This is a genomic window from Oricola cellulosilytica (genome assembly GCF_019966575.1).
Classification (GTDB): Bacteria; Pseudomonadota; Alphaproteobacteria; order Rhizobiales; family Rhizobiaceae; genus Oricola; species Oricola cellulosilytica.
Map to the genome: position 1 here is coordinate 62,329 of NZ_JAINFK010000001.1, position 22,996 is coordinate 85,324.

Annotated in this window: 22 protein-coding genes; 6 read left to right on the forward strand and 16 right to left on the reverse strand. The window is 62.5% G+C overall.

Translation table 11 applies throughout. From position 1 onward, the window contains the following. Positions 1 to 6: 6 nt before the first annotated feature. On the reverse strand, positions 7 to 1,071 hold the full coding sequence (locus tag LC298_RS00275) for a TRAP transporter substrate-binding protein (protein ID WP_131565700.1): 1,065 nt from the start codon (positions 1,069 to 1,071) through the stop codon (positions 7 to 9). 36 nt (positions 1,072 to 1,107) lie between these two features. Here LC298_RS00275 and LC298_RS00280 point away from each other — a divergent pair, with 36 nt between their 5' ends. The 3 genes from LC298_RS00280 to LC298_RS00290 all read left to right on the forward strand — a co-directional run bounded on the left by LC298_RS00280 (position 1,108) and on the right by LC298_RS00290 (position 3,610). After that, a complete protein-coding gene (locus tag LC298_RS00280; RefSeq protein WP_223385473.1) occupies positions 1,108 to 1,497 on the forward strand; it encodes an EAL domain-containing protein in 390 nt (129 codons plus the stop codon). Between the two features lie 9 nt (positions 1,498 to 1,506). Continuing rightward, positions 1,507 to 3,324, forward strand: coding sequence for a DNA mismatch repair endonuclease MutL (mutL, locus tag LC298_RS00285; RefSeq protein WP_131565696.1), 1,818 nt, complete (start codon positions 1,507 to 1,509; stop codon positions 3,322 to 3,324). A 67-nt stretch (positions 3,325 to 3,391) separates the two neighbouring features. Then, entirely contained in the window at positions 3,392 to 3,610 is a 219-nt protein-coding gene (locus LC298_RS00290; protein ID WP_131565694.1) for a DUF2093 domain-containing protein, read from the forward strand. Between the two features lie 25 nt (positions 3,611 to 3,635). Here LC298_RS00290 and lpxK read toward each other — a convergent pair whose 3' ends face one another. From lpxK to LC298_RS00320, 6 genes are all read right to left on the reverse strand, one after another. Next, the gene (gene lpxK / locus LC298_RS00295; protein WP_131565692.1) at positions 3,636 to 4,670 is read right to left on the reverse strand and encodes a tetraacyldisaccharide 4'-kinase; all 1,035 of its coding nucleotides are present in this window, start codon (positions 4,668 to 4,670) and stop codon (positions 3,636 to 3,638) included. Next, on the reverse strand, positions 4,657 to 6,030 hold the full coding sequence (waaA, locus tag LC298_RS00300; protein ID WP_131565690.1) for a lipid IV(A) 3-deoxy-D-manno-octulosonic acid transferase: 1,374 nt from the start codon (positions 6,028 to 6,030) through the stop codon (positions 4,657 to 4,659). The genes lpxK and waaA overlap by 14 nt, the downstream gene beginning before the upstream one ends. Further along, entirely contained in the window at positions 6,027 to 6,800 is a 774-nt protein-coding gene (locus LC298_RS00305; protein WP_131565688.1) for a lysophospholipid acyltransferase family protein, read from the reverse strand. Before LC298_RS00305 ends, waaA begins: the two co-directional genes overlap by 4 nt. Before the next feature lie 100 nt (positions 6,801 to 6,900). Further along, positions 6,901 to 7,140 (reverse strand): DUF4170 domain-containing protein, encoded by a 240-nt coding sequence (locus LC298_RS00310; RefSeq protein ID WP_131565687.1) that lies wholly within the window; start codon positions 7,138 to 7,140, stop codon positions 6,901 to 6,903. 40 nt (positions 7,141 to 7,180) lie between these two features. Further along, the gene (locus LC298_RS00315; RefSeq protein ID WP_223385474.1) at positions 7,181 to 8,008 is read right to left on the reverse strand and encodes a 3'(2'),5'-bisphosphate nucleotidase CysQ; all 828 of its coding nucleotides are present in this window, start codon (positions 8,006 to 8,008) and stop codon (positions 7,181 to 7,183) included. 5 nt (positions 8,009 to 8,013) lie between these two features. Continuing rightward, positions 8,014 to 9,351 carry a TldD/PmbA family protein gene (locus tag LC298_RS00320; protein ID WP_131565685.1) on the reverse strand — a complete coding sequence of 446 codons (1,338 nt, stop codon included), beginning with the start codon at positions 9,349 to 9,351 and terminating at the stop codon, positions 8,014 to 8,016. A 154-nt stretch (positions 9,352 to 9,505) separates the two neighbouring features. On the opposite strand from LC298_RS00320, the gene LC298_RS00325 reads away from it, so the two are divergent. Continuing rightward, the gene (locus LC298_RS00325; RefSeq protein ID WP_223385475.1) at positions 9,506 to 11,344 is read left to right on the forward strand and encodes a monovalent cation:proton antiporter-2 (CPA2) family protein; all 1,839 of its coding nucleotides are present in this window, start codon (positions 9,506 to 9,508) and stop codon (positions 11,342 to 11,344) included. A gap of 225 nt (positions 11,345 to 11,569) precedes the next feature. On the opposite strand, the gene LC298_RS00330 is transcribed toward LC298_RS00325, so the two are convergent. From LC298_RS00330 to LC298_RS00340, 3 genes are read right to left on the reverse strand one after another with little or no spacing between them, the layout of a single operon-like run. Beyond that, a complete protein-coding gene (locus LC298_RS00330; protein ID WP_131565683.1) occupies positions 11,570 to 12,460 on the reverse strand; it encodes a patatin-like phospholipase family protein in 891 nt (296 codons plus the stop codon). Position 12,461: 1 nt separating this feature from the next. Then, positions 12,462 to 13,022, reverse strand: coding sequence for a 16S rRNA (guanine(966)-N(2))-methyltransferase RsmD (gene rsmD / locus LC298_RS00335; protein ID WP_131565681.1), 561 nt, complete (start codon positions 13,020 to 13,022; stop codon positions 12,462 to 12,464). 3 nt (positions 13,023 to 13,025) lie between these two features. Then, positions 13,026 to 14,426 carry a pseudouridine synthase gene (locus tag LC298_RS00340; protein ID WP_131565679.1) on the reverse strand — a complete coding sequence of 467 codons (1,401 nt, stop codon included), beginning with the start codon at positions 14,424 to 14,426 and terminating at the stop codon, positions 13,026 to 13,028. Between the two features lie 88 nt (positions 14,427 to 14,514). On the opposite strand from LC298_RS00340, the gene LC298_RS00345 reads away from it, so the two are divergent. Beyond that, entirely contained in the window at positions 14,515 to 14,970 is a 456-nt protein-coding gene (locus tag LC298_RS00345; protein WP_223385476.1) for a nucleoside deaminase, read from the forward strand. Here LC298_RS00345 and LC298_RS00350 read toward each other — a convergent pair. The 6 genes from LC298_RS00350 to LC298_RS00375 form a co-directional block, all read right to left on the reverse strand. Further along, positions 14,967 to 15,635 (reverse strand): hypothetical protein, encoded by a 669-nt coding sequence (locus LC298_RS00350; protein ID WP_131565677.1) that lies wholly within the window; start codon positions 15,633 to 15,635, stop codon positions 14,967 to 14,969. The genes LC298_RS00345 and LC298_RS00350 overlap by 4 nt on opposite strands. A gap of 130 nt (positions 15,636 to 15,765) precedes the next feature. Further along, positions 15,766 to 18,729 carry an isoleucine--tRNA ligase gene (gene ileS, locus LC298_RS00355; protein WP_131565675.1) on the reverse strand — a complete coding sequence of 988 codons (2,964 nt, stop codon included), beginning with the start codon at positions 18,727 to 18,729 and terminating at the stop codon, positions 15,766 to 15,768. Between the two features lie 205 nt (positions 18,730 to 18,934). Further along, positions 18,935 to 19,693: an SDR family NAD(P)-dependent oxidoreductase gene (locus LC298_RS00360; protein ID WP_158284689.1), complete on the reverse strand. Its 759-nt coding sequence runs from the start codon at positions 19,691 to 19,693 to the stop codon at positions 18,935 to 18,937. Next, the gene (locus LC298_RS00365; RefSeq protein ID WP_131565671.1) at positions 19,690 to 20,406 is read right to left on the reverse strand and encodes an SDR family NAD(P)-dependent oxidoreductase; all 717 of its coding nucleotides are present in this window, start codon (positions 20,404 to 20,406) and stop codon (positions 19,690 to 19,692) included. The genes LC298_RS00360 and LC298_RS00365 overlap by 4 nt, the downstream gene beginning before the upstream one ends. Further along, entirely contained in the window at positions 20,406 to 21,395 is a 990-nt protein-coding gene (locus LC298_RS00370) for a bifunctional riboflavin kinase/FAD synthetase (protein ID WP_131565669.1), read from the reverse strand. Before LC298_RS00370 ends, LC298_RS00365 begins: the two co-directional genes overlap by 1 nt. 12 nt (positions 21,396 to 21,407) lie before the next feature. After that, positions 21,408 to 22,274, reverse strand: coding sequence for a TIGR01459 family HAD-type hydrolase (locus LC298_RS00375; protein ID WP_131565668.1), 867 nt, complete (start codon positions 22,272 to 22,274; stop codon positions 21,408 to 21,410). Between the two features lie 389 nt (positions 22,275 to 22,663). Here LC298_RS00375 and groES point away from each other — a divergent pair, with 389 nt between their 5' ends. Beyond that, entirely contained in the window at positions 22,664 to 22,960 is a 297-nt protein-coding gene (groES, locus tag LC298_RS00380) for a co-chaperone GroES (protein WP_131565666.1), read from the forward strand. Positions 22,961 to 22,996 lie beyond the last annotated feature (36 nt).

Consider the following 22,996-nt stretch of genomic DNA (forward strand, 5'->3'; position numbering starts at 1 on the left):
GATCCGTTACTGGTTCGAGTAACCATCGATCGCGGCGCGCGCCTTATCGAGCAAGGCTGCACCGTCGATGTCCTTACCCTCCATCTCGGCGATCCACTCGTCAACCACCGGCTGGGCAGCCTGCTTCCATTTTTCGAGTTCCGCTCCATCAATGGTCACCATCTTGTTTCCCTGCTCTACGGCAAAATCGCGCGACGGTTTGTCGGCCTCCTGCATCACCCTTCCGGCCAGGGCCGAAACCTCGGCTCCCGAATTCGCATCGATGATTGCCTTTAGATCGTCGGGGAGCGAATCGTATTTCGCCTTGTTCATGGCAAGGACGAAGGCCGCCGTGTAGAGCATCCGGTCGCCTGCAAACTCGGTATGAGTTTCCGTCAATTCGGCGACCTTCAATGCACGCGTCACTTCCCAAGGAATGACGGTGGCGTCGATCACACCCTTCGACAGCGCCTCGGGGATCGCCGGAACGGGCATGCCCACAGCTGTGGCGCCGAGCTTTGCCAGCAGGCCGTTGATGACGCGGGTCGGGCCGCGCACCTTCTTGCCCTGCATATCTTCCAGACTTTGAACGCCTTCCCCCTTTCCGTGGATCACGCCCGGGCCGTGAACCCAAGTCGCCAAGATCTTGAAGTCGGCGAAATCCGTGTCCTTCATGTCGGACTCGAACAGATCCCAGAATGCGCGCGAGGTGGCTTCCGCGTTGGTAGCGATGAACGGCAGTTCGAATACCTCAACTCGACTGAACAGGCCCGGCGTGTAACCGGCAACGGTCCAGACGATGTCCACCGCGCCATCGCGCACCTGGGAGATCAACTCCGGCGGTTTCCCTCCAAGCGCCATCGCCGAATAAACTTCGACCTTGATGCGACCATTGGAATCTTCACCGACCTTTTCCGCCCACGGGATAAGGAATTTCGCCGGAACCGTTGCTTGCGGCGGGAGGAACTGGTGCATCCGCAAAGTTACGTCCTGCGCGTAGGCGGGCGCACCAAGTCCCGCTGAGATACCCGCGCCAAGCACGAGCGCGGTTGCCGCGCCGATAAGGCGCTGGCCAAAAGATTTGACGTTCATTGCTTTCCTCCCAAGAAAGTTCGTCGATACAAGGTCTTGTTATCGGCTTTTGCCTTTGCGGCAACCGCGCGAGGCAATCGTGGTGAATTATCAACTTCTTCACCATCTGGGCAAGTCCGCCAAATTCTTTTCGTTTTCTTTGTCGATCTCGCGCAGGACCTCAACATCGCGGTTGTGGCGGAAGGCGCAGAGACCGAGGCCGAAGTCGATACCCTGCGCGAGATCGGCTGCGGCGACGTGCAGGGCTACGCCATTGCCCATCCGATGGCCGCAAACCTGTGGACTGAATGGCTGATGCTGAGCGGCAGCGGCGCTACGGTGGAGCATTTTCAGGATCAGCTGGCGCGGGCATTGGCCCCTGTCTTACAACCCAATTCGTTGACAGATACCAGCGGCAGTTTCGCGCTACATCGGCAGCCGCTATAGTCGCCGGCAATGTCAACGATTCACAAGCTCGACGAAACGATCGTCAACCAGATCGCTGCCGGTGAGGTCATCGAGCGACCTGCCAATGCGGTTAAGGAACTGATCGAGAACGCGCTCGACGCCGGCGCAAGCCGTATCGAGATTCTGACGAGCGGCGGCGGCAAGACGCTTCTGCGGGTCACCGATGATGGGCTTGGGATGGAGCCCGCCGATCTTCCTCTCGCCGTCTCGCGCCACTGCACGTCGAAGATGGATCGGGACTTGACGGCCATTGCCACCCTCGGATTTCGCGGCGAGGCACTCCCCTCGATCGGCTCGGTTTCGCGCCTTACGGTTCGGTCCCGGCACCGCGCAAGCGAGACCGGGAGCGAGATCGTGGTCGACGGGGGGACCCTTTCCCCGCCACGCCCTGCCGCGGGCAATTGCGGCACGATGGTCGAAGTCACCGGTCTGTTCCTGAACGTGCCCGCCCGTCTCAAATTCCTCAAGTCAGACCGGGCCGAGGCGAACGCCATCACCGAAATGGTCAAACGCCTGGCGATCCCTTGGCCAGGTGTAACGTTCAGCCTGTCCGGCGATGATCGCTCGACGCTTGAATTGCCGGCAACAGGTACAAACGGCGATGCGCTGGGCGCTCGCGTCGCTCAGATCCTGGGCCGTGATTTCCGCGAAAACGCGGTGGAAATCAGCGCGGAAAAGGAAGGAGTGCGACTAGCCGGACTGAGCAGCCTTCCCTCATTCAATCGGGCGAACTCCTCGCACCAGTTCATTTATGTGAATGGTCGCCCGGTGCGCGACAAGCAGTTGGTCGGCGCGCTCCGGGGCGCGTATTCCGACATGCTCGCCCGGGACCGGCACGCTGTCTGCGCGCTGTTCCTCGAACTCGATCCGCGTCTTGTCGACGTCAATGTTCACCCCGCCAAAGCCGAAGTGCGGTTTCGCGATCCCGGATTGATCAGGGCACTGATTATCTCGGCCGTGCGCCGCGCGCTCGCCGAAGAGGGTGTTCGCGGCTCCACCTCGGCATCCGAGGCGATGAATTCGTCATTCAGGCCGGGCGGCGCACCGTCATACCGGCGGGAGGCTCCCGACGCGGCAGCGCAGCTCAACGGAGCAGTCTCGACGCTCGTAAACCGGCCTCAGGACTATCCATCCGGATTCGCCGAACAGAGGCAAGCATGTTTCAGCGGGGTGACACAGCCTTCGGCGGACGCGCGCGACGGTTCGCTCGATACCGGGGCCGAAAGTCACCCGCTCGGCGCGGCGCGGGCACAGGTGCACGAGAATTTCATCATAGCGCAGACACGAGAGAGCCTGATCATCGTCGACCAACACGCCGCTCACGAACGTCTGGTCTTCGAGGCGCTGAAAAATGCCCTTGCCGACCGCTGCTTGCCATCGCAGATGCTGTTGGTGCCTGAGATCGTCGACCTGCCGGTCGAGGACGTGGACCGGCTGGCTGCGGAATCCGAGACGCTTGCGCGGTTCGGATTGGAGGTCGAGCGTTTCGGACCGGGCGCGATCGCGGTGCGCGCCACGCCCGCGATGCTGGGCGAGGTGGATACGCAGGGATTGCTTCGCGATCTCGCCGACGATCTTTCTGACGGCAAGGGAGTCTTGCGGGTAAAGGACAACATCGAACGGATGGCGTCCTCGATGGCGTGTCACGGCTCAGTGCGTTCAGGGCGCCGCATGCGCCCTGAGGAAATGAATGCGCTGCTTCGCCAGATGGAGCGCACGCCAGGCTCCGGCACCTGCAACCACGGTCGCCCGACATTCATCGAGTTGAAACTTACCGATCTAGAGCGGCTATTCGGGCGCCGCTGAAATCCCCCGATTTGCTCCATTCCAATTGCGCGGCAATTGCTTTAACTTCCACTCCGGGCCCAAAAAAATGAACATCTTCGAAAAACCAAACGCAGCGGAAGCCAAAATTCGATACCTCGACGCCGACTATCAGGTCCTTGCGCCGGGGACGTTTGTTAGGTGCGCCGTTACCGGCAAGCCGATACCTCTCGACGAGTTGAAATACTGGAATGTTGAACGGCAGGAAGCTTACGCTGACGTTGAGGCGTCGCTTAGACGCGAACTGGAATTTATGAATCGGTCATAGCGGATTCGGCCGCGGAGCGGGAACGCTAGCGTCTGTGAAGCCGCCGCTCGTCGTAATTACGGACGGTGGCCTCGACAAGCGCCCGGGGCACGGAAGGGTCCTCAAATTCGAGGTCGACACTAACCGTGCGGATCTTCCGGCCCAGTTCTCCAAGTGCACCCTCAGCGTGGTTGAGCCGCACCGCGTCCTTTTCCGTCGTCACGAGCAGCAGCCCCTGTGCCGCGGCTTGGTCCAACAGGTCCCGAGCATCGCGAGCGGTATAGACGTGGTGATCGGGAAAGTCCCGCTTGGCGGAAATCCAGCATCCCGCTTGGGTCAGCGTGTCGTAGAACTTGCCCGGATCGCCGATACCGGCGAAGGCCAGTACGCGCTTGCGCGAGAGTGAGTCATGTCCCCGGGGCGCGAGACGGGCACGATAGGAGGGTTTTGCGGCGCGCGCGGCCGCGCGAACAATACCGTCCCCCGCATCGCCGTCGCCGATACGCAGGACAGCGTTCGCATGACGCATCTGGTCGACGAGCGGCGCGCGGAGAGGCCCCGCCGGAATAACCGCGCCATTGCCCACTCCACGACGAGCGTCGATTGTGATCACCGAGTAGTCGATATGAACGGTTCTGCTCTGGAAGCCATCGTCCATGACGATGAAATTCACGCCGCAATCCACCAGTTGACGTGCGCCGGCCCCTCGATTGCGCGCGATGACGGTGGGCGCAGTGCGTGCCAGCAACAACGGCTCGTCACCCACTGCCTTGGCGGAATCCTGGTCCGCATCGACGCGGTGAGGCTTCTGATGCGTTCCGCCATATCCCCGCGCGAGAAATCCGGGAGTGAAGCCTCCCTTTCGAGCCGCCTTGGCAAGTGCAATCGCGGTCGGCGTCTTTCCGGACCCGCCGACTGTGAGGTTGCCGATGCACAGAACCGGGGCCGCGACGCTACGCGGCCTGGCGCGGTCCATGCGCATTCGCGCGATCGAACCATATACCCAGGAGAGTGGGGCAAGCGCTCTCGCCTGCCAGCCGGTCGGGTGATACCAGAATGGCGGCGCCTCATGTCCAGCCATGACCAAATTCCTGTGTCTGGCGATCGTTGACGCCGTCTTCCCCGTCGTCGCGGGCATTTTTCTTCAGCGCCGCCTGAACGCGAAGCGGGTGGATATAGGGGTCGAGCGATTGCCAGGTTAGGTCCAGCGCCCCGCTTAAATCGTCTACGACACGCGCCCCCGCCCGAGCCATCGCCGCGCAGGCTTTCGGCTGCAAGAGCAGATGGTGCACCGTCTTTGCAAGCAGTGTTTCGTCAGCGACGATGCGCGCGCCCTTTGCTTCGCACAGCCGGTCATAGATCTCGGCGAAGCTTGAAACGTTCGGGCCACTCAGTATCGCCGTTCCCAGCATCGCCGGTTCAAGCGGGTTCTGTCCGCCTGTTCCGGATAGCGACTTGCCGACAAACGCGATGTCCGTCAACCGAAGATAAAGCCCCATTTCGCCGATAGAGTCGCCCAGAAACACATCCGCATCGGAGGTCAGTTCCGTGTCCTCGCTACGATGGCAGACTTTCAGCCCATGTTCTTCAAACATCTTGCGCAGCGCGGGAGCGCGGTCGGGATGACGAGGAACGACGATGGTTAGAAGCCCTGGCCAAAACTTCCTGAGGGCGCGGTGCACCTTGGCGGAAATCACCTCCTCGCCTTCGTGAGTAGAGATGGCAGCCCAGCGGGGCCTCCCCTCCATCGCCCCCAACAGCGAATTTAGAACAGCATTGTCAACAGGCGGCAGCTCGACGTCGACTTTCAGGTTTCCGGTAACCGTCACCGGTCTGGCGCCGAGCGTCCGGAATCGCTCAGCATCCAACTCCGTCTGCGCGGCGACATGAGAAAGGTTCTCAAACAGCGATTCCGCAAGGGCCAAGCGCTTCTTCCAGCGCTTAAAGGAGCGATCGGACATGCGCCCGTTGATGAGGACCTGCGGAATGCGCCGTGCACCCAATTCCAGAATCGTCATCGGCCAGATCTCCGACTCTGCGAAGATCGCAAGATCCGGCTTCCAGTAGTGCAAGAAACGGCTAACCGCCGGCTTAATATCCAACGGAACGTATTGGTGGAGAAGGTCTTCGCCCAGCCTTTCACGCGCGAAGTTCGCTGACGTCACCGTACCGGTCGTGAGAACAACCTCTATGCCCAGACCGCGCAGTCGCGCAATCAATGCGGCGACCGCCCCCGTTTCCCCAACGCTGGCAGCGTGAACCCAGACAAGCGACCCCTCCGGTCGCGAAATCGTGTTTCGACCGTAGCGTTCGCGCCGCCTGCCGTGTTCTTCTTTGCCGCGCGAGGCTCGGATGGCGACGTAAGTGCCGATAAAGGGGTAAAAAGCCGAGCCGAGCCAGCGATAGGTCTGCAGCGCGGCGCGGGCCCAACGTTCGCTCACGGCGTACCGTCCACGGCTGCATAAGCCTGTTCTGTTGCCGAATTCAGAGTATTTTCAAGGTCTTGGCGCCGCGCCTCCATGATTTCATCGTCGGCGTCGGCGGGAACATCGATCAGTTCGCCGACACAAAACGCGGCTTTTCCGAATGGGAGGTTTAACGCCGCCTTATCCCAAGCATTGGCGAACAACCGCCGGCGCGACGACGCATAGGCGACCGGCACGATCGGTGCGCCGCTCATCCGCGCCAGACTTATGATGCCCTTTCCCGCCTCCCGAGGAACGCCGTGAGGAATATCGGCGATCATCGAGACGGAACGCCCGGCGCGCAGATGATTGCGCAGCGCGACCAGACCTCGAACGGCGCCCTTCTCGTGGGCCGCCTTCCGGTCCCGGCCCCCGGAAGCCCGTACGGTCTGAAAGCCGAGGCGCTCGACCACGCGCGCATTCAGCTCGGCGTCGTTGCTGCGCGAGACCATGATCACCGAGGGGTGTCCGCCGCGGCCGAAAAACGGCACGAGGAAATGCTGGCCGTGCCAGCAAGTGACGATGAAGGGGGTGTGGTGGGCGACGATCTCGTCCACGCGCTCCCTGTCGAAGCGTACGAACCGGTTCGTCCGGTAGACCAAGCGCAAATAGGCGACGACCAGGAAGGCGAGGCCGTCGGCGGCGAATTGCGATCGGGCGAGCGGAGCGCGGACCTTGCGCCACAGCCGTTTCGTCCAGCGAATGCCGGGATCATGTCTTGTGCGAAACGTATTTTCTCTGTCCATCGCATATTCGCCGGACGCCGGCTTCCGCTTCCACTCGAACGGCTCCGGCCTGCTCGGCAGGCGGCCCGAAATCGCGCCAGCGAAGCCGATGGCCCCTGTTCTAGGTATCGCCTTCAGGTTCCAGCAACCGGTGCAAATGGACGACGAAGTAGCGCATGTGCGCGTTGTCGACCGTCTGCTGGGCCTTCGCCTTCCAGGCGGCCTGCGCGCTCTGGTAATCGGGGTAGATACCGACGATATCGAGCGAATCCAGATCCCGGAACTTCAAATCCTTCAGCGACTCCAGTTCGCCGCCGAAAACCAAGTGCAGGAGTTGTTTGCCCTGCGGCTTCTCAGGCATCTCATTCAAACCTTCAAACTTGAAATATTTGTTGCGACGCTTATCCGAACGTGTCTTCTGTCACAACACCGAACATAGGCGCGACCACCTCGGCTCTTCCAGCGACAAGCGCCGGTTTCACCACATTTCTCGCATTGAGCACAAGCGGCTGACCGTCCAGGGCGCGAAGTATGCCTCCGGCCTCGCTTATCAGAAGCCCCGCAGCGGCTATGTCCCAGTCATGGGCCTTCGGCTTGACCACTGTGGCATCGATCGACCCATCCGCGATTAGCGCAAGTCGGTAGGCAAGCGAGGGAACGTGGGGATGCTGGCGGTAGCCGCCGGGATACGCCGCGTCGATTTCGGCCAGGATGGCCCTTGGCGCGGCGATAAGCGGCTTTTCCGCTACCGGCTTCATCCGCAGCGGCTCACCGTTGCGGCGGGATCCGCCTCCCGCAACGGCATCGTATCTCAGTCCAAGCGCCGGACACTCGAGAACACCGGCGATGGACACACCGTTTTCCACGATCGCGACGGAAATACACCATGTGTCGCGCCCGTCGATATAAGCACGCGTGCCGTCGATCGGATCGACTACGAAGGTCCGAGAGGCGCTCTGACGGGTCTCGGGCCGTTCGTCGGTCGTCTCTTCCGAAAGCCAGCCGTAACCGGGTCGGGCAAGTGTGAGCTTCTCGCGCAAAAATCGATCGACGGCAAAATCGCCGGCGCTGACCGGAGACGAGCCGTTCTTCCACTGAACATCCATCGCCCTGTCGCCCCTGAAATAGCGCATGGCGATGCAACCGGCCTCGGCGGCGGCGGCGCTTATAAGATCGAGGTCAGCCTGGGCCAGCGGGGTGCTGTCTTGGGGCGTGTGAATTTTTTCCAACGGACCTACTGTCCCGCGAGGGTCATGCCCTCGATCATGAGTGTGGGGGCGGCGGTCGCATAGTCCCGATCGAGATCGTTGGCGGGAACCATGCGCAAGAACATGTCACGCAGGTTCGAGGCGATCGTGACTTCGGACACCGGAAAGGCGATCTCGCCGTCCTCGATCCAGAAACCCGACGCGCCACGGCTATACTCGCCGGTCACCATATTCACGCCCTGCCCGAACACCTCAGTGACATAAAAGCCGGTTCCGATCGACTTCATCATGTCCTCGGGGCTCGCATCGCCCGGCTCGAGCACGAGATTGGTCGAGGAGGCGGAGACCGTCGTTCCGTTCCGCGCACCGCGCCCGTTCGTTTCAAGGCCAAGTTCCGCGGCAATCGACGTCGACAGAAACCAGTGCCTGAGCATCCCCTCATCGACCATCTTCAGCGTCTTCGCGGAAACTCCCTCACCATCAAATGGGCGCGACGCCTGGCCTCGAATTTTCAGTGGTTCGTCGACCACGGTTACAGTGCTGTTTGCGACCTGACGATCCATCATGTCACGCAGAAAGCTGGTCTTGCGGGCCACCGATGCGCCGTTTATGGCCGAGGAAAGGTGCCCGAGCACTCCGCGGGCAACCCGCGGATCGTAGACCGCAGTGACTGTTTGCGTCGGCACCTTGCGCGGGCCAAGCCTGCGAACCGTGCGTTCACCGGCCTCGCGCCCGATCTCCTCGGGAGACCGCAAGTCGCGAAAGAACAATTTGGACGAATAGTCGTAGTCCCGCTCCATTTCCGTGCCGCTGCCGGCAATCACGCTGACGGAGCGGGAAAACCCGGAGCGGCGATACGAACCCGAGAACCCGTGCGAAGTCACCAGGACCATGCCACCGGATCCGGCAGAAGCATTTGCGCCGGAGGAATTGGAAACGCCCTCGACGGAGCGCGCCGCGTCCTCCATGTCGAGCGCGTCCCGGGTCAACCTGTCGGCGGCCACGTCCGTTTCGTCAAAAAGATCGAGATCGGGAAGTTTGCGGGCCAGACGATCCTCAGGCGCAAGGGTGTTGAACCGGTCCTCCGGAGACACCCGCGCCATCGCGACGGCACGTTCGGCAAGCGCCGTGCTGTCATCGATCCGGTTCGCGGAAATGCTGGCGACCCTGTTTCCGACAAAAACGCGAAGCGAGAAATTATCGCTTTCGGACGCGTCCGTCCCCTCGACCTTGCCGAGACGGACGGAAACGCTCTTCGCGCTTGAGCGGGCGACGACCGCGTCGGCGGCATCAGCGCCGGCTGTTCGGGCCGCATCGACGAGCGACGAAGCCCTGTCGATCAGGCTTTGCGTATGGTCTTCCATTCCGTCTCCAGTGGGCGGCGTGTTTGCCCTTGGGCAAAAACCGAATAAAAAATTGCCGGACGTTCAGTTGGCAGTCATGTATGGCCCTGAGGCGAAGGCATCAAGGCGCGATCGAAATATCGGCGCACCCAAATCCACGGCATGGGAGCAATGGATGGCAGGCGGATCGACACCCGGTTTCTTCAGCGATGCCGTGATGCTGCTTGGCGGGGCAGTGATTGCGGCGCCCCTGTTCAAGCGCATAGGGCTCGGGACCGTCCTCGGCTATCTCGCCGCCGGCGTGGTGATCGGACCTCTCAGCCGGATGGTTACCGAGGGCGAAGAAATCCTTTCCATCGCCGAACTGGGGGTCGTTTTTCTTCTTTTCATCATCGGGCTCGAACTAAAACCCTCGCGCCTCTGGAGCCTGCGCAAGGACATTTTCGGGCTCGGGCTTGCCCAGGTCTTTGTCAGCGGCGTGGCGATCACCTTGCTGGCCATGTATCTCGCCGGATTTGCTCTCAACTCCGCCGTCGCAATCGGTTTTGGTCTGGCGCTCTCCTCGACGGCGTTCGCGCTCCAGGTGCTGGAGGAGCGCGGCGAGATCAATCGCAGGCATGGCAGGAAGTCATTTGCCATTCTCCTGTTTCAGGATCTGGCCATCGTTCCGCTGCTGGCGCTGTTGCCGTTTCTGGCACCTGCCGGACCGGACAGCGGCGGCAACGATCTTCAGGCCTTTCTGACAGCTATCGCGGCAGTTGCCGCGCTGGTGTTCGCGGGCCGTTTCCTGCTCAATCCCCTCTTTCAGATCATCGGCAATACCGGCGCTCGCGAGGCGATGATCGCGGCGGCGCTGTTGGTCGTTCTGGGGGCTGCCATGCTGATGCAGGTCGCCGGTCTCTCCATGGCGATGGGCGCGTTCATTGCCGGCGTCATGCTCGCCGAATCGTCCTACCGCCACGAACTCGAGGCCGACATCGAACCGTTTCGCGGCCTGCTGCTCGGTCTGTTCTTCATGGCGATCGGAATGTCTCTGGAAATTTCCGTCATCCTCGAAAACTGGATTGCCATCCTCGCGGCGGTGCCGGTTCTGATGGCCGTGAAGGCGGTGATCATCTACGGTCTTTGCCGGGTCTTTGGAGCGGACCACGACGTCAGCGTGCGAACAGCTCTCATTCTCCCCCAAGGCGGGGAATTCGGTTTCGTCCTGTTTTCAGCGGCGGCAGCGCTCGGAATATTTTCCCTCGACGTCGCCTCGCAGCTCATTTCCGTCGTGACTTTGACGATGGCACTGACCCCGCTAAGCGTCGCGCTCGGCCAGAAATTTCTCCGCAACGAAACAGGCGAGCAAATGGAAGAGAGTTTCGAGGGTGCGGGCGGTGCGGACGTTCTCATGGTCGGTTTCTCGCGCTTCGGACAAATCGCCTCACAAATCCTACTCTCGGGCGGTTCCGACGTGACGATTATCGACCACTCCGCGGACCGGGTACGCTCGGCCCAGAAATTCGGCTTTCGGATCTATTTCGGCGACGGCACGCGCAAGGACGTGCTCGAAGCGGCGGGGATCAAACGCGCGAAGATCGTCGCCGTCTGCACCCAGAAGAAGGAAATCACCGACAAGGTTGTAGACCTCGTCCAGTCCGAGTACCCCGACGCAATACTTTTCGTACGGTCCTACGACCGCACGCACACCCTCGAACTGCGGGCGAAGGGCGTTCAGTACGAAATGCGGGAGACGTTCAAGTCCGGGCTGGAGTTCGGCCGGCGGACCCTGGAAATGCTTGGGGCCTCCGACGAGCTCGCGCAAGCGATCATGGAAGAGGTCGAGAAACGCGATGCCGAGCGCCTGCGGATCCAGCAATCCGAAGGTATCTTTGCAGGCAACGACATGGTGCGTACGCGTCCCGCGTCGCCTGAACCGCTGATCAAGCCGAAGCGCGAGGCACGCATCATCAACACCGGGGAACAGACGGATGAGAGCGCTGAGGCGGGCCGGGTGAAGGAACGATCGTGACCACAAAACGGGCCGACAACCGATAATTCCCGCCAGTCCGGTTTGAACGCGGAAAGGCCAAATTCACGACCGCGCGACCACGCCGGCACTGTGATCGAGATTGCCGTCGCCAGCTTCAACTGAACGGAGGGCCTGCTCCCGCACATGCTGATTCCGTCGGACAGCAAGACGCGGCTCGGCGACTCGGTGAAGGCGCGCGGCGCTGGGCTGGCCAGGGCCATGCTTCTAGGCGGATTTCCGTATCCGGTCCTCGATGGCGCGCTCGATCTTGCGTTTGGTCTCGTCATGCACCGGCATCGTGGCCTCGATGATCTGACGCGCCTTGAGGAAATCCATCACCCGGAAATTCGATACCGGCGGCTTTATGAAGACGTCCGGCGCCTGCAACTGGAGCTTCAACGTGAGGATCGAACGCATCATGAGCTGCGACGTGCCGTAGAGACTGTCGATCGTCTTGGGGATACGGCGCGGGTCGCCACGGGGGGTGCCCACAACGTCGATTCCGACCGTGATGTCGGCCTTGTCGAGGATGTGATCATAGGGGACCGGATTGAAGATGCCGCCGTCGATATATATGCGCCCATCACGCCGGACGGGCCTGAAAAGCGCCGGGATTGCCGCAGAGGCCGCGATCGCCGACCAGAGATCGCCATCGCGAATGACCGTCTCGTGGTGGCCGAAGAAATCCGTTGCGACGACGCAAAGCGGGATCTCCAGCTTCGAAAAATCGTGCGGAATGCTCTCCGGCAGGAAATTGCGGACGATGCGCTCGACGTCAAACTGACCGATCCTGAAGCCGCGATCCACCATGTCGGAGAAGCTGGAGGGCCTGAGCCGCCAGATCCGCGCGAGCACGTCGGCCCGGTTGCCGAGCATACCGAGCGTATAGTCGCGGATGTCGCGGCCCGACATGCCGCTCGCCATCGCCGCACCCATCATCGCGCCGATCGACGCGCCGCTGATCGCCACAGGCCGTATGCCGAGTTCATCGAGGGCCTCAATCACGTGAATATGCGACAGGCCGCGCGCGCCGCCGCCGCCGAACGCGACCGCAACGGTCGGATCGCCGGTGCCGCCACTGTCAACCGTGACGCTGGTTTTCGTCGTCTTGCTCATTTCACGCGATCGTCATGAAGTGCATGGTGGTGTCTCCGAAGCGACGCTCGTCGGCCAGCCGGAACCCATCCGGCGCGGCGAAGTTCGCGGCCGACGTCTCCTCGACGACCAGCAAGGCGTCCGCGCGCAGCCATCCGCCCTCCCTGAGTGACACCAGCGCCCTTTCCGCCAGGCCCCGGCCATAGGGCGGGTCGGCAAAGACGAGATCGAACGGTTCCATTGTACCAATATCGCCCATGCGTGTCGCGTCCCGCCGGAACAGCTTCGTCACGCCCTGCAGGCCAAACGCCTCGATATTGGCGCGAATGAGACCCCGGCCCCCGGCGGACTGCTCGATGAACAGCGCCATCGCCGCGCCGCGCGACAATGCCTCGATGCCGACGGCACCGGTTCCGGCGAAGAGATCAAGCACCCGGGCGCCTTCCAGCACATCCGGCCAGCCATGGGCCAGGATGTTGAACAGGCTCTCGCGTGTCCTGTCGGCGGTCGGACGGATCGCGTCCGCGCCAGCCTTCGGCGAGGCGAGCGTCCGCCCGCGAAATTTGCCGCCGACAATGCGCACCGGTCAGCCGCGTTTCCTGGGGCCGCGCGGCTTGCCTGCGCCGGCCGGCCTTGGACGCGGTCTGTCGCTTTGCGGCCGCGCGCCCGGCGCCATCCAGACATTCGACGAACGGTTCTTGCGCTGCTCCGCCGGCGCATCGCCCTTGCCGCCCTTCGGCCCGGCCTTGACGTCCTTCTGTCCCGGCTTCGCGCCTTTCGGCTGCGGCTTGCGGGTGTCGAGACGCGCCAGGGCGTCGTCCCGCCCGACCGATTTCCCGCCCTTCCGGCCATCGGGCCGGGAGGGGCTGGAGCGCACCCAGTCGCCGCGCTTTTCCACCTCGACCCTTCGCGTGTCCTCCTCACGGGCTTCCACGGGCTTGTTGGAGAACGGGGCGCGAACCGGCGCGTCGAAGTTCGCACCGGACTCGGCGATCAGGCGGGCGCCAAGCTGGTCGCGCAGGGTCTTTCCGCGAATTTCCTGCACCGCACCCTCCGCGAGATCGCCCAACTGGAAGGGGCCGTAGGAGATGCGGATCAGCCGGTTAACCTCGAGGCCGAGCGCGCCCATGACGTTCTTGACCTCGCGGTTCTTGCCTTCGCGCAGCCCGACCGTGATCCAGACATTGGAGCCCTGCTCTCGTTCAATTTCGGCATCGATCGCACCATAGAACACACCATCGACCGCGATGCCGTTCTTCAACTCGTCGAGACGGCGCTGGTCGACGCGGCCATGCGCCCGGACACGGTAGCGGCGCAGCCAGCCGGTCTGCGGCAATTCCAGCATGCGCGACAACCCACCGTCATTGGTCAGCAGAAGAAGGCCTTCGGTGTTGATGTCCAGTCGTCCAACCGTCAGGACCCGCGGAAGATCCTTCGGCAGACGGTCAAATACAGTCGGGCGGCCCTCGGGATCCCGGTTCGTCGTAACCAGGCCCGCGGGCTTGTGATAAAGCCACAGCCTTGTCCGTTCGATTTCCGGCATTGGCTTGCCATCAACGAGGATCGTGTCGACCGGTGTCACCTTGACAGCCGGTGAATCCAGCTTCTTTCCATTCAGGGTGATCCGGCCGTCCTCGATCATCCGCTCCGCATCGCGACGCGAGGCGACACCGGCGCGCGCCAGATATTTCGCTATGCGTTCCGGTTCACCCTGCTGCGAGGTTTCCTCGACGGCCTCGCGCGACTCAGAATGCGGCCGCATTCCGTCCGGCTTGCCCTTGAAGCCACGTGAACGTTCCGCGCCCGGCTTTCCGGACGCACCTGCGCCCGGGCCGCGGTCCTTGAACCCACGCGAACGGAGCCCGGGCTTGTCGCCCCCGCGCTCGTTATCTTTGCCGCGCTGCCCGTTCTTGCGCCGGTCGTCCCGGGGGCCGTCGCTCGCGCGCGGCTTGTGGGAACGCCCACGGGGCTTGTCATCATTCGCCATATGCTGTTTGCCTCATTCACCGGCTCGATAACAGGCGAGCCTCATGCATGCGAGAGAAAGTTTGGCATCGAACGCGCAGGAACCCGCCATGCGGCCGACACTCATGGACCGCGCGGTCGCCCAGGCCAGACTCGCCGAAGAACGCGGCGAGGTTCCGATTGGAGCAGTCATCATCCGCAGAGGGGAGGTTATCAGCGAAGCCGGCAACCGAACCCGTGAACTGAACGACCCGACAGCGCACGCCGAAGTTCTGGCGATTCGCGACGCATGCGGCGCGCTCGGTCAGGAGCGCCTCGAAGGTTGCGATCTCTATGTGACGCTCGAACCGTGCGCGATGTGCGCGGCCGCGATCTCGTTCGCACGCATCCGCCGTCTGTATTTCGGCGCCGAGGATCCGAAGGGCGGGGCCGTCACGTCCGGCGTGCGCTTTTTCGCAAATCCAACCTGCCACCATTCACCCGAAATTTACCCGGCCATCGGCGAGGCCGAATCCGCCGCGATGCTGCGCGCTTTTTTTCAGACGAAGCGCGGCCCTGAAGACTAGAGCCAGGGAACCAACCGACGCCACCCGCTCTTCGGATCGGCGGCCGCTTTCTTGCGTGCACGCTCCTTCGCCGATTCCGTTTCGCCAAGATCGCCATAGGCGGCAGTGTCCGCCGGCTGACGATACTCAACCGGCGGATCGGTCAGGTAGGTTCTCCTTGCCGGCGCCGCGGCTGCGACCGTAACCTCTTCGTGCTGCTGTTGCTTGATCAGAGTGCGGCTCTTCGCGACCTCAGTCGGCGTGTCACCGCGATCACGCAGGCTCTCTCCCGCACCCGTGCCGGGAAATTTCGGCTGCTCCGAAAGTCCCGCTTTCTTCGCAAGTCCGGGCCGGATCGTGCCCTCGTCCGCTTCCTGACGAATGCGCGCCAACCGTTCCTCCGGAGATTCCGGCCATTCCCCCGATGCGTCCGCAATGTTCTGCTGCGGCTCCGGGAGGGTTGCCGTGTCCGCCGGCTTCACCAGGCCGGGTCGGGGGGTATAATCAATGGGTTCCGGTCTTTCGCCTCTAAGCGACACGATCTCGCTCAGGTCATCGACCAGTTGCTCTCCAGCCGTTCGATCGGTGCCGTAGGTCGGGCCAAGGCATCCCGAGAGCACAAACGCCGCCGCAAAAAGAGCCACCGGTGCGCGAAGTGCCACTATACCGTTCTGCGATTTGATCACGATGATGCCGTTCCTTGTTGCCGGGACGCCCGCTTTCAGGCCCCCGCGCTGACCGGAAAATTCGGCGAATTGATGATCCTCTAGCGAAAAACGCTCAGATCATCAATGCGCGCGGAATTTTCCCCGGGTCTCAAAACCGTCCCAGCGATTTCAGTTCCCGAAGCGCGTCGGCGTCTCGCGCCGAGACATCGGGAAATTCGGGGTCCGATCCGACATCGGATGTCACCCGCCACGAGCGAGCACATTTGCGTCCCTCAGCCATCGCCGGAACGACGGAAACACCGTTCACATCGCCAAGCGTAAAGGCACCGGCGGGAGCGGGCCGCGACGAAACCGAGATTCCCGACGTGATGCAGATCTCGGCCATGTCGAGCCCTTCGATCGAATCGCGTAGCAGGTCGTCCGTAATGTGAACAAACGGCGCCGCCTCCAGCGACGAGCCTATGCGCTTTTCGCGGCGCTCGATCTCGAGCGCGCCTGTGACGACACGACGAACGGTGCGCACCTTCTTCCATTTCGCGGCCAATGCGTCGTCGCGCCATTCACTCGGGCACTCCCGGAATTGTTCCAAGTGCACCGATTTTGCGTCTGGATAACGGGAGAGCCAAGCCTCCTCCATCGTGAAGGGAAGCATGGGTGCGAGCCACGTGACCAAGCGATCGAAGATGTGGTGGACGACCTGCAGCGCGGCTTTGCGCTTCAGCGACGAGGGCGCATCGCAATACAGCGCATCCTTGCGGACGTCGAAATAGAAAGCGGAGAGTTCGAGCACCATGAAATCGAGCAGATGGCGGGAAATCCGTTTGAAGTCGAAAGCGTCGTAACCCTTGCGGACGACCTGGTCGAGCTCCCACAGCCGATGCAGCATCAGCTTTTCGAGTTCCGGCATGTCGGAATACTCGACGCTTTCACCCTCGTCGTGAGTAAGCGTGCCGAGCATCCAGCGGATCGTATTGCGCATCTTGCGGTATGCGTCGATGTTGGTCTGGATGATCGTCTGGCCGAGACGCTGATCTTCCCAATAGTCGGTGTTCATCACCCACAGGCGCAAGATATCGGCACCGGACTTGGCCATCACATCTTGCGGAAAAACCTGGTTGTTGAGGGATTTCGACATTTTCCGGCCATCCTCGGCCATGGTGAACCCATGGGTGATGACGGTTTCGTAGGGCGCACGGCCGCGCGTTCCGCAGCTTTCCAGAAGCGAGGAGTGGAACCACCCGCGATGCTGGTCGGAGCCTTCAAGATAGACGTCGGCCGGCCATTTCAGGTCGGGCCGGTCCTCCAGCGTGAAAGTGTGTGTAGAGCCTGAATCGAACCAGACATCGAGAATGTCGGTAACCTGCGTCCAACTGGCCGGATCGTGTTCATTGCCGAGAAAACGTTCCTTTGCGCCGTCGGCGAACCAAGCATCGGCCCCCTCGGCCTCGAAGGCCTGTAGAATGCGCTTGTCAACTGCGTCGTCCCGCAGGAGATTGCCATCCTCGTCGGCGAAGACGCAGATCGGCACACCCCACGCCCGCTGCCGGGAAAGCACCCAGTCAGGCCGGTCCTCGATCATCGCCCTGAGCCGAGTCTGACCCGCCTTCGGCACGAAACGCGTGTCGTCAATGGCCTTCAGCGCACGCGAGCGCAGCGTCGTGCCGTCTTCGAGGTCCATATCCATATGGACGAACCACTGCGGCGTGTTGCGGAAGATGACCGGCTTCTTCGACCGCCACGAGTGCGGATAGGTATGCTTCAGCCGTCCGCGCGCGAACAGCGCGTCGGCGCCGATCAGCGCCTCGATCACGGCCCTGTTAGCATCACCCTTCTTGCCCTTATCGTCCAGAACGCGCGCCGCGCCACCCTCGCGGTCCGGCCCGAAACCCGGCGCGTCCCTGGTGAAGAAGCCGGCGTCGTCGACCGTGAACGGAATCGTAGTGGCGATATTGCAGGCTTCCAGATCACGTGAGTGGTGCATCCAGACATCGAAGTCCTCGCGGCCATGGCCCGGTGCAGTATGGACAAATCCGGTGCCAGCATCGTCGGTAACGTGTTCGCCCGGCAGCAGCGGGACAAGGAACTCGTATCCGCCGCCGAATCCATGAAGCGGATGGTGGCAGGTCATCCCGGCAAACTCCTCCGCCTTCACTTCGCGCAGGCGCTTGTATTCGAGTTTCGCCTTGGCGAAACTTTCCTCGGCCAGTGCATCCGCAAAGATCAGCTTTTCGCCCGGTTGCGGGCCGAAATCATTTTCCGCAGCCGTGACCTCGTAGAGCCCGTAAGCAATGCGCGAGGAATAGGCGATGGCGCGATTGCCGGGGATCGTCCAAGGAGTCGTGGTCCAGATAACAACAAAGGCATCGCTTAAATCGGAGGCATCGCCTCCATCTCGCGCCGCAGCCTTTACCGGGAATTTCACCCAGATCGCATCGGATTCGTAGTCCTGGTATTCAACCTCGGCCTCCGCCAAGGCGGTGCGCTCCACCACCGACCACATGATCGGCTTGGAGCCGCGGTAGAGCTGTCCCGATTTGGCGAACTTCAGCAATTCGCCAGCAATGCGGGCCTCGGCGTGGAAATTCATCGTGGTGTATGGCTGATCGAAATCGCCTTCGATGCCAAGACGCTTGAACTCCTCGGTCTGGACCTCGATCCAGTGCGCGGCAAACTCGCGGCATTCCTTGCGGAACTCGTTGACCGGCACCTCGTCCTTGTTCTTACCCTTGGCGCGATACTGCTCCTCGATCTTCCACTCGATCGGAAGGCCGTGGCAGTCCCAGCCGGGCACGTAATTGGCGTTGTAGCCGCGCATCTGGAAGGAACGCGTGATCACGTCCTTCAGAATCTTGTTCAATGCGTGGCCGATATGGATGTTTCCGTTTGCGTAGGGCGGTCCGTCATGGAGCACGTAGAGCGGGCGGTCTTTCGCGTCGTCGCGCAGTTGCTTGTAGAGCCCCATTTCCTGCCAACGGGCGACCAGCTCCGGCTCCTTCTTCGGTAGACCGGCGCGCATCGGAAATTCCGTCTGCGGCAGGTAGAGGGTTTTCGAATAGTCGAGCTTTCCTTCTTCGCTCGCTTCCTTGCGTATCTCTTGGGCGGTATCGGTCATCTGTCTGCAATCGTTTTCGGCTGCGCGGGGATGCTGCAGCGCTGTCTAACGGAAATCTGTCAGGGGTGCGCGTATAAAATGCGCGAAATCCCGGTCCTGCGCGTTCAGCGGCAGGCCGGGCAGGTAATTCGTATGATGGCGAAGTGGCCGGTCCTCATCATGGAACGGCTTGTATCAAGGCATTGCGGTCCTGAAAAGCGGGAAATCACCCGACGTCGCGATCCGGGTTGTCATGAGTGACACGGCGCATTGCGCGCGCTACGGGCTGCGGGAGGAGAAGTCCTGCCAGGGCGGACAGTTTCGATCGCGCGCCGGGCAAGATCACCGCCTTCCCTCTGGCGGCGTCATTGAGGATCAGTCTCGCGGCGTCCTCGCACACCACCCCGCTTTTCGCATCGCCCCCGGCTGAGACATGTCTGGCCGCTTTTCCCATACGCACCGGGTCGGGAAAGGCGCAGGCGACCGCCACACCGATATCGTGCCGAAAGGATTGTCGAATGCTTCTAGCGTAAGCCGCGATCGCACCCCTTGCCGCTGCGTGGGTGGCCGCGCCTAGATATCCCGTATAATGCGAGAGGGACGAGATGAAGAGCACGGTCCCGCCCTGCGCCAACGCGCCGGCACCGGCGAGACCGGCGCACAGCACCAGGGGCGTCTCCGCAGTGGCGGTTATGACGCGCCGCTGCGCCTCGAACGGGATCGTTTTGAAAGTGCCGCTCGCCGGGATGCCGGCGTTGAAGACGACGAGGTCCCACGGGCCGGCCGCGATGAGCGACGGCAGGATCAGATCGACATCGCCTCGGTCCCCGAGATCGCAGGCGATGTGCTCGACATCCGCGTGACGATCGGGATTGCGCCGGTCAAGATTGGTGACGCGCCAGCCCTCGGTCGAGAGGACCTCGCAGAACCCCCGCCCCAGGCCGCCACCGCCGCCGGTCACCAGCGCCCGCCGCTCTCCGCTCACCGGATCGTCCTTCCGAGAACGGAAGCGCCGGAAAAATACTGAAGAAAGGAGAGTGTCTTGGGAGAGCCTCCGGCCCGGATCGCCGCCTCCATCATAGCCGCCATGTCTCCGGTACGGATGAACCAGTGGCGCGTCCAGCCCGGATCGAAACCCGCCTTCTCGTACATGCCGGTCATGGTCGGCCCGGGATGCAGCATCTGGACCCTCACCCGGCCGCGCCACTCCTCCCTTAGCGCGCGGGCAAACTCATGCATTGCGGTCTTCGAAGCGGCGTAGCTGGCGAAGTCGGGCTCGCATTTGCGTGAAACCGAGCCGATCAGCGTCAACTGCCCGCCAGCCTTCTCGAGGTAAGGGAACAGGGTGTGCGCCAGCGCAATCGTCGTGAGCAAGTTGACGTCAAGCGTCTGTCGGATCGCCGCCGCGGTTTCCTGTCCCGGGCCGGCCGCGTACGCGACCCCGGCATTCAGGATTGCGTAGTCGAGCCGCGACCAGTTGTTCTTCAGGAGCGCCCGGGCGACAGATCTCGCCGCGACCTCTGGTTCCGATTGATCCGCCACGGTATAGAGCACGCCGCCGGGCAGGAGTTGTTCGGGCTCGCCGGACGGTCGGCGGCCCGTTGCCAGAACATCATGCCGGCTGGCAAGCCGCCGCACCAGCGCCAGTCCGATTCCGTCCGTCGCGCCGGTGACGAGGATCTTCCGGCGCACAGCCATCAGCCGGCCCGGTCCGGGAAGGTCAGCTTGCGGTCGAGCTCGCTTATCGGCCGGAGAGCCGAGAGGATCGCCCGAGAGGCCGCCTCGTCGCGCTTCATCTGCGCGGTCAGCGCATCGAGGTTCTGAAACTTCTCCTCGCCGCGAAGGAACTCGCAAAACGAGACAGTGCAGGTTTCGCCGTAAAGGTCGTCCGAGCAGTCGAAGAGATGCGTTTCAAGAAGGGCAACCCCGTCTTCGTCGACCGTCGGCCGCCGCCCGAAGCTGGCGACCCCGTCGTGAACGGAGCCGTCGGCGCGGTGAAAGCGCACCGCGTAAATGCCGTGGCGCAGGGCCGCGTTCTCCGGCAGCGCCATGTTGGCGGTCGGATAGCCGAGCGTCCGTCCGAGCTGTTTTCCCCGAATAACCTCGGCGGTGATCCGATACCGGTATCCGAGCAACTGGTTGGCTCCGGCAATATCGCCGTCGAGCAATTCCTCGCGGATGCGCGTCGAGGAGACGACTTCGGCGTCAGCATCGCGGAACGCGTCGACGAGCGTGACCTCGAAGCCGCTGTTCTTGCCGGCCTCCATCAGATAGGCCGGCCCGCCCTGGCGGTGGCGGCCGAAATGGAAATCGAAGCCGGTGACGACACGGCTCGCAGCCAGTCCGCCGACGATGACGCTGCCGACGAACTCATCGGCGGTCAGCTTGGCAAAATCGAGGGTGAAACCCATCTCGATCACGGCGTCGAAGCCGAGCGCACCGAGTATCCCGGCCTTCATTGTCGCGGGTGTAATGCGGAAGAGCGGAATGTCCGGACGGAAGACCTGCCGCGGATGCGGCTCGAAGGTCAGCACCAGCGCCGGCCGCTTTTCCCGATCCGCAAAGCGGAGGGCTGCGTTCAGGACCGCCTGATGCCCCCGGTGGACGCCATCGAAATTGCCGATCGCGACGACTCCGCCGCGCAGCGTGTCCGGAAGTGTGTCGGGCGAATCGAAGCGGGGGGGCACCGAATCGCTCCGTCAGCGCAGTTTGAGCATGGTTGCGACAGGTCTCGCGCCGAAATCGCCAAGAAACCTCGCGAGCTTTTCCGGATCAGGATTGCCCGGTTCGCCATATTCGCGGGCGTGGATGCCCTCCGTGATAAACAGGAGATCGAGGCCATAGTCCATCGCCCCCTTCACGTCCGTGGTGAGGCCGTCTCCGATCGCCAGTGTTCTTTCCGGATCGGCCTCACGTCCGAGCGCTTTCGATGCGCGGGCCAGCGCCTCGTCGTAGATCGGACGGTGCGGCTTGCCGGCGATCAGCGTGCGCCCGCCGAGCTGGCCGTAATCGCGGGCAAGGGCGCCTGCGCAATAAACCAGGCGGTCCCCCCGTTCGACCACGATATCCGGGTTGGCGCAGATGAATGGCAGATCGCGGGCGCGCAGCCGTTGCAGCATCTCGGCGTAGTCTCCGGGCTCTTCCGTCTCGTCGTCATAAAAACCTGTGCAGACCACCGACGACGCCTCGCGCTCCTCGACCATTTCGACATCAAGCCCGTCATAGAGCGACTCATCGCGTTCCGGCCCGATGTGAAAGATGCGGCGCGCATTCTGGCGAATGAGGGTGCGCGTGACATCCCCGGAGGTGACTATGTCGTCATAGGCGCTGTCAGGTATGCCGAGGCTCGCCAGCTGCTCGCTGACCGGGCCCTTGGGGCGCGGCGCGTTGGTTATCAGTACGACAGCCTTGCCCTGTTCGCGGGCGGCGGCGAGGGCGCGCCAGGCGGGTGTCCACGCACGCACGCCGTTGTGCAGCACCCCCCAGACATCGCACAGGATGACGTCGTATCGATCGGATATTTCGCCGAACTCTTCTATGCGCGGAGCGCCCAAATTCGCTTCCATCCGACCCTGCTTGGACTGCCTGCCCGGTCCGCCATGCAGAAGGCGTCCGGCTTTCCAGCCTCCGATTAACACATCATGACGCAGTGGCAACGCCGAATGCGGCAAGGTCACACGGGACCGGCTCGTCCAATTCACGACCCAGGAAGGATCCGTTGCAGGCCGTTCCTGCGGGGCGTGCACGGCGGCATGGAAAACCGCCTGTTGTGAAATGCGCCGCCATCCCCTATGTGACCGCCACGCCGCCTCCCGGCAACGGCTTCAAATTTTGCCTTCGGCGGAACGTCCCGTCTCTTGACTCAGCCAGACACCAACACTATGTCCGCCCCGCTAGCACTCGCTATTGGTGAGTGCTAACGTATCAACAGCCAACGTATTGAAGGTGTTACCCAATGGCAGAGATGAATTTCCGTCCGCTGCATGATCGCGTCGTCGTACGTCGCGTCGACTCCGAAGAGAAGACCGCCGGCGGCATCATCATCCCCGACACCGCCAAGGAAAAGCCGTCCGAAGGCGAGATCGTCGCAGCCGGCCCCGGCGCGCGCGACGAGAACGGCAAGGTCCAGCCCCTCGACGTCAAGGCAGGCGACCGAGTCCTGTTCGGCAAGTGGTCGGGCACGGAAGTGAAGCTGAACGGCGAGGATGTCCTCATCATGAAGGAATCCGACATCATGGGCATCGTCGGCTAAAGCCAGCGACCCGCTGAAACTCAATCCTGAACCGAA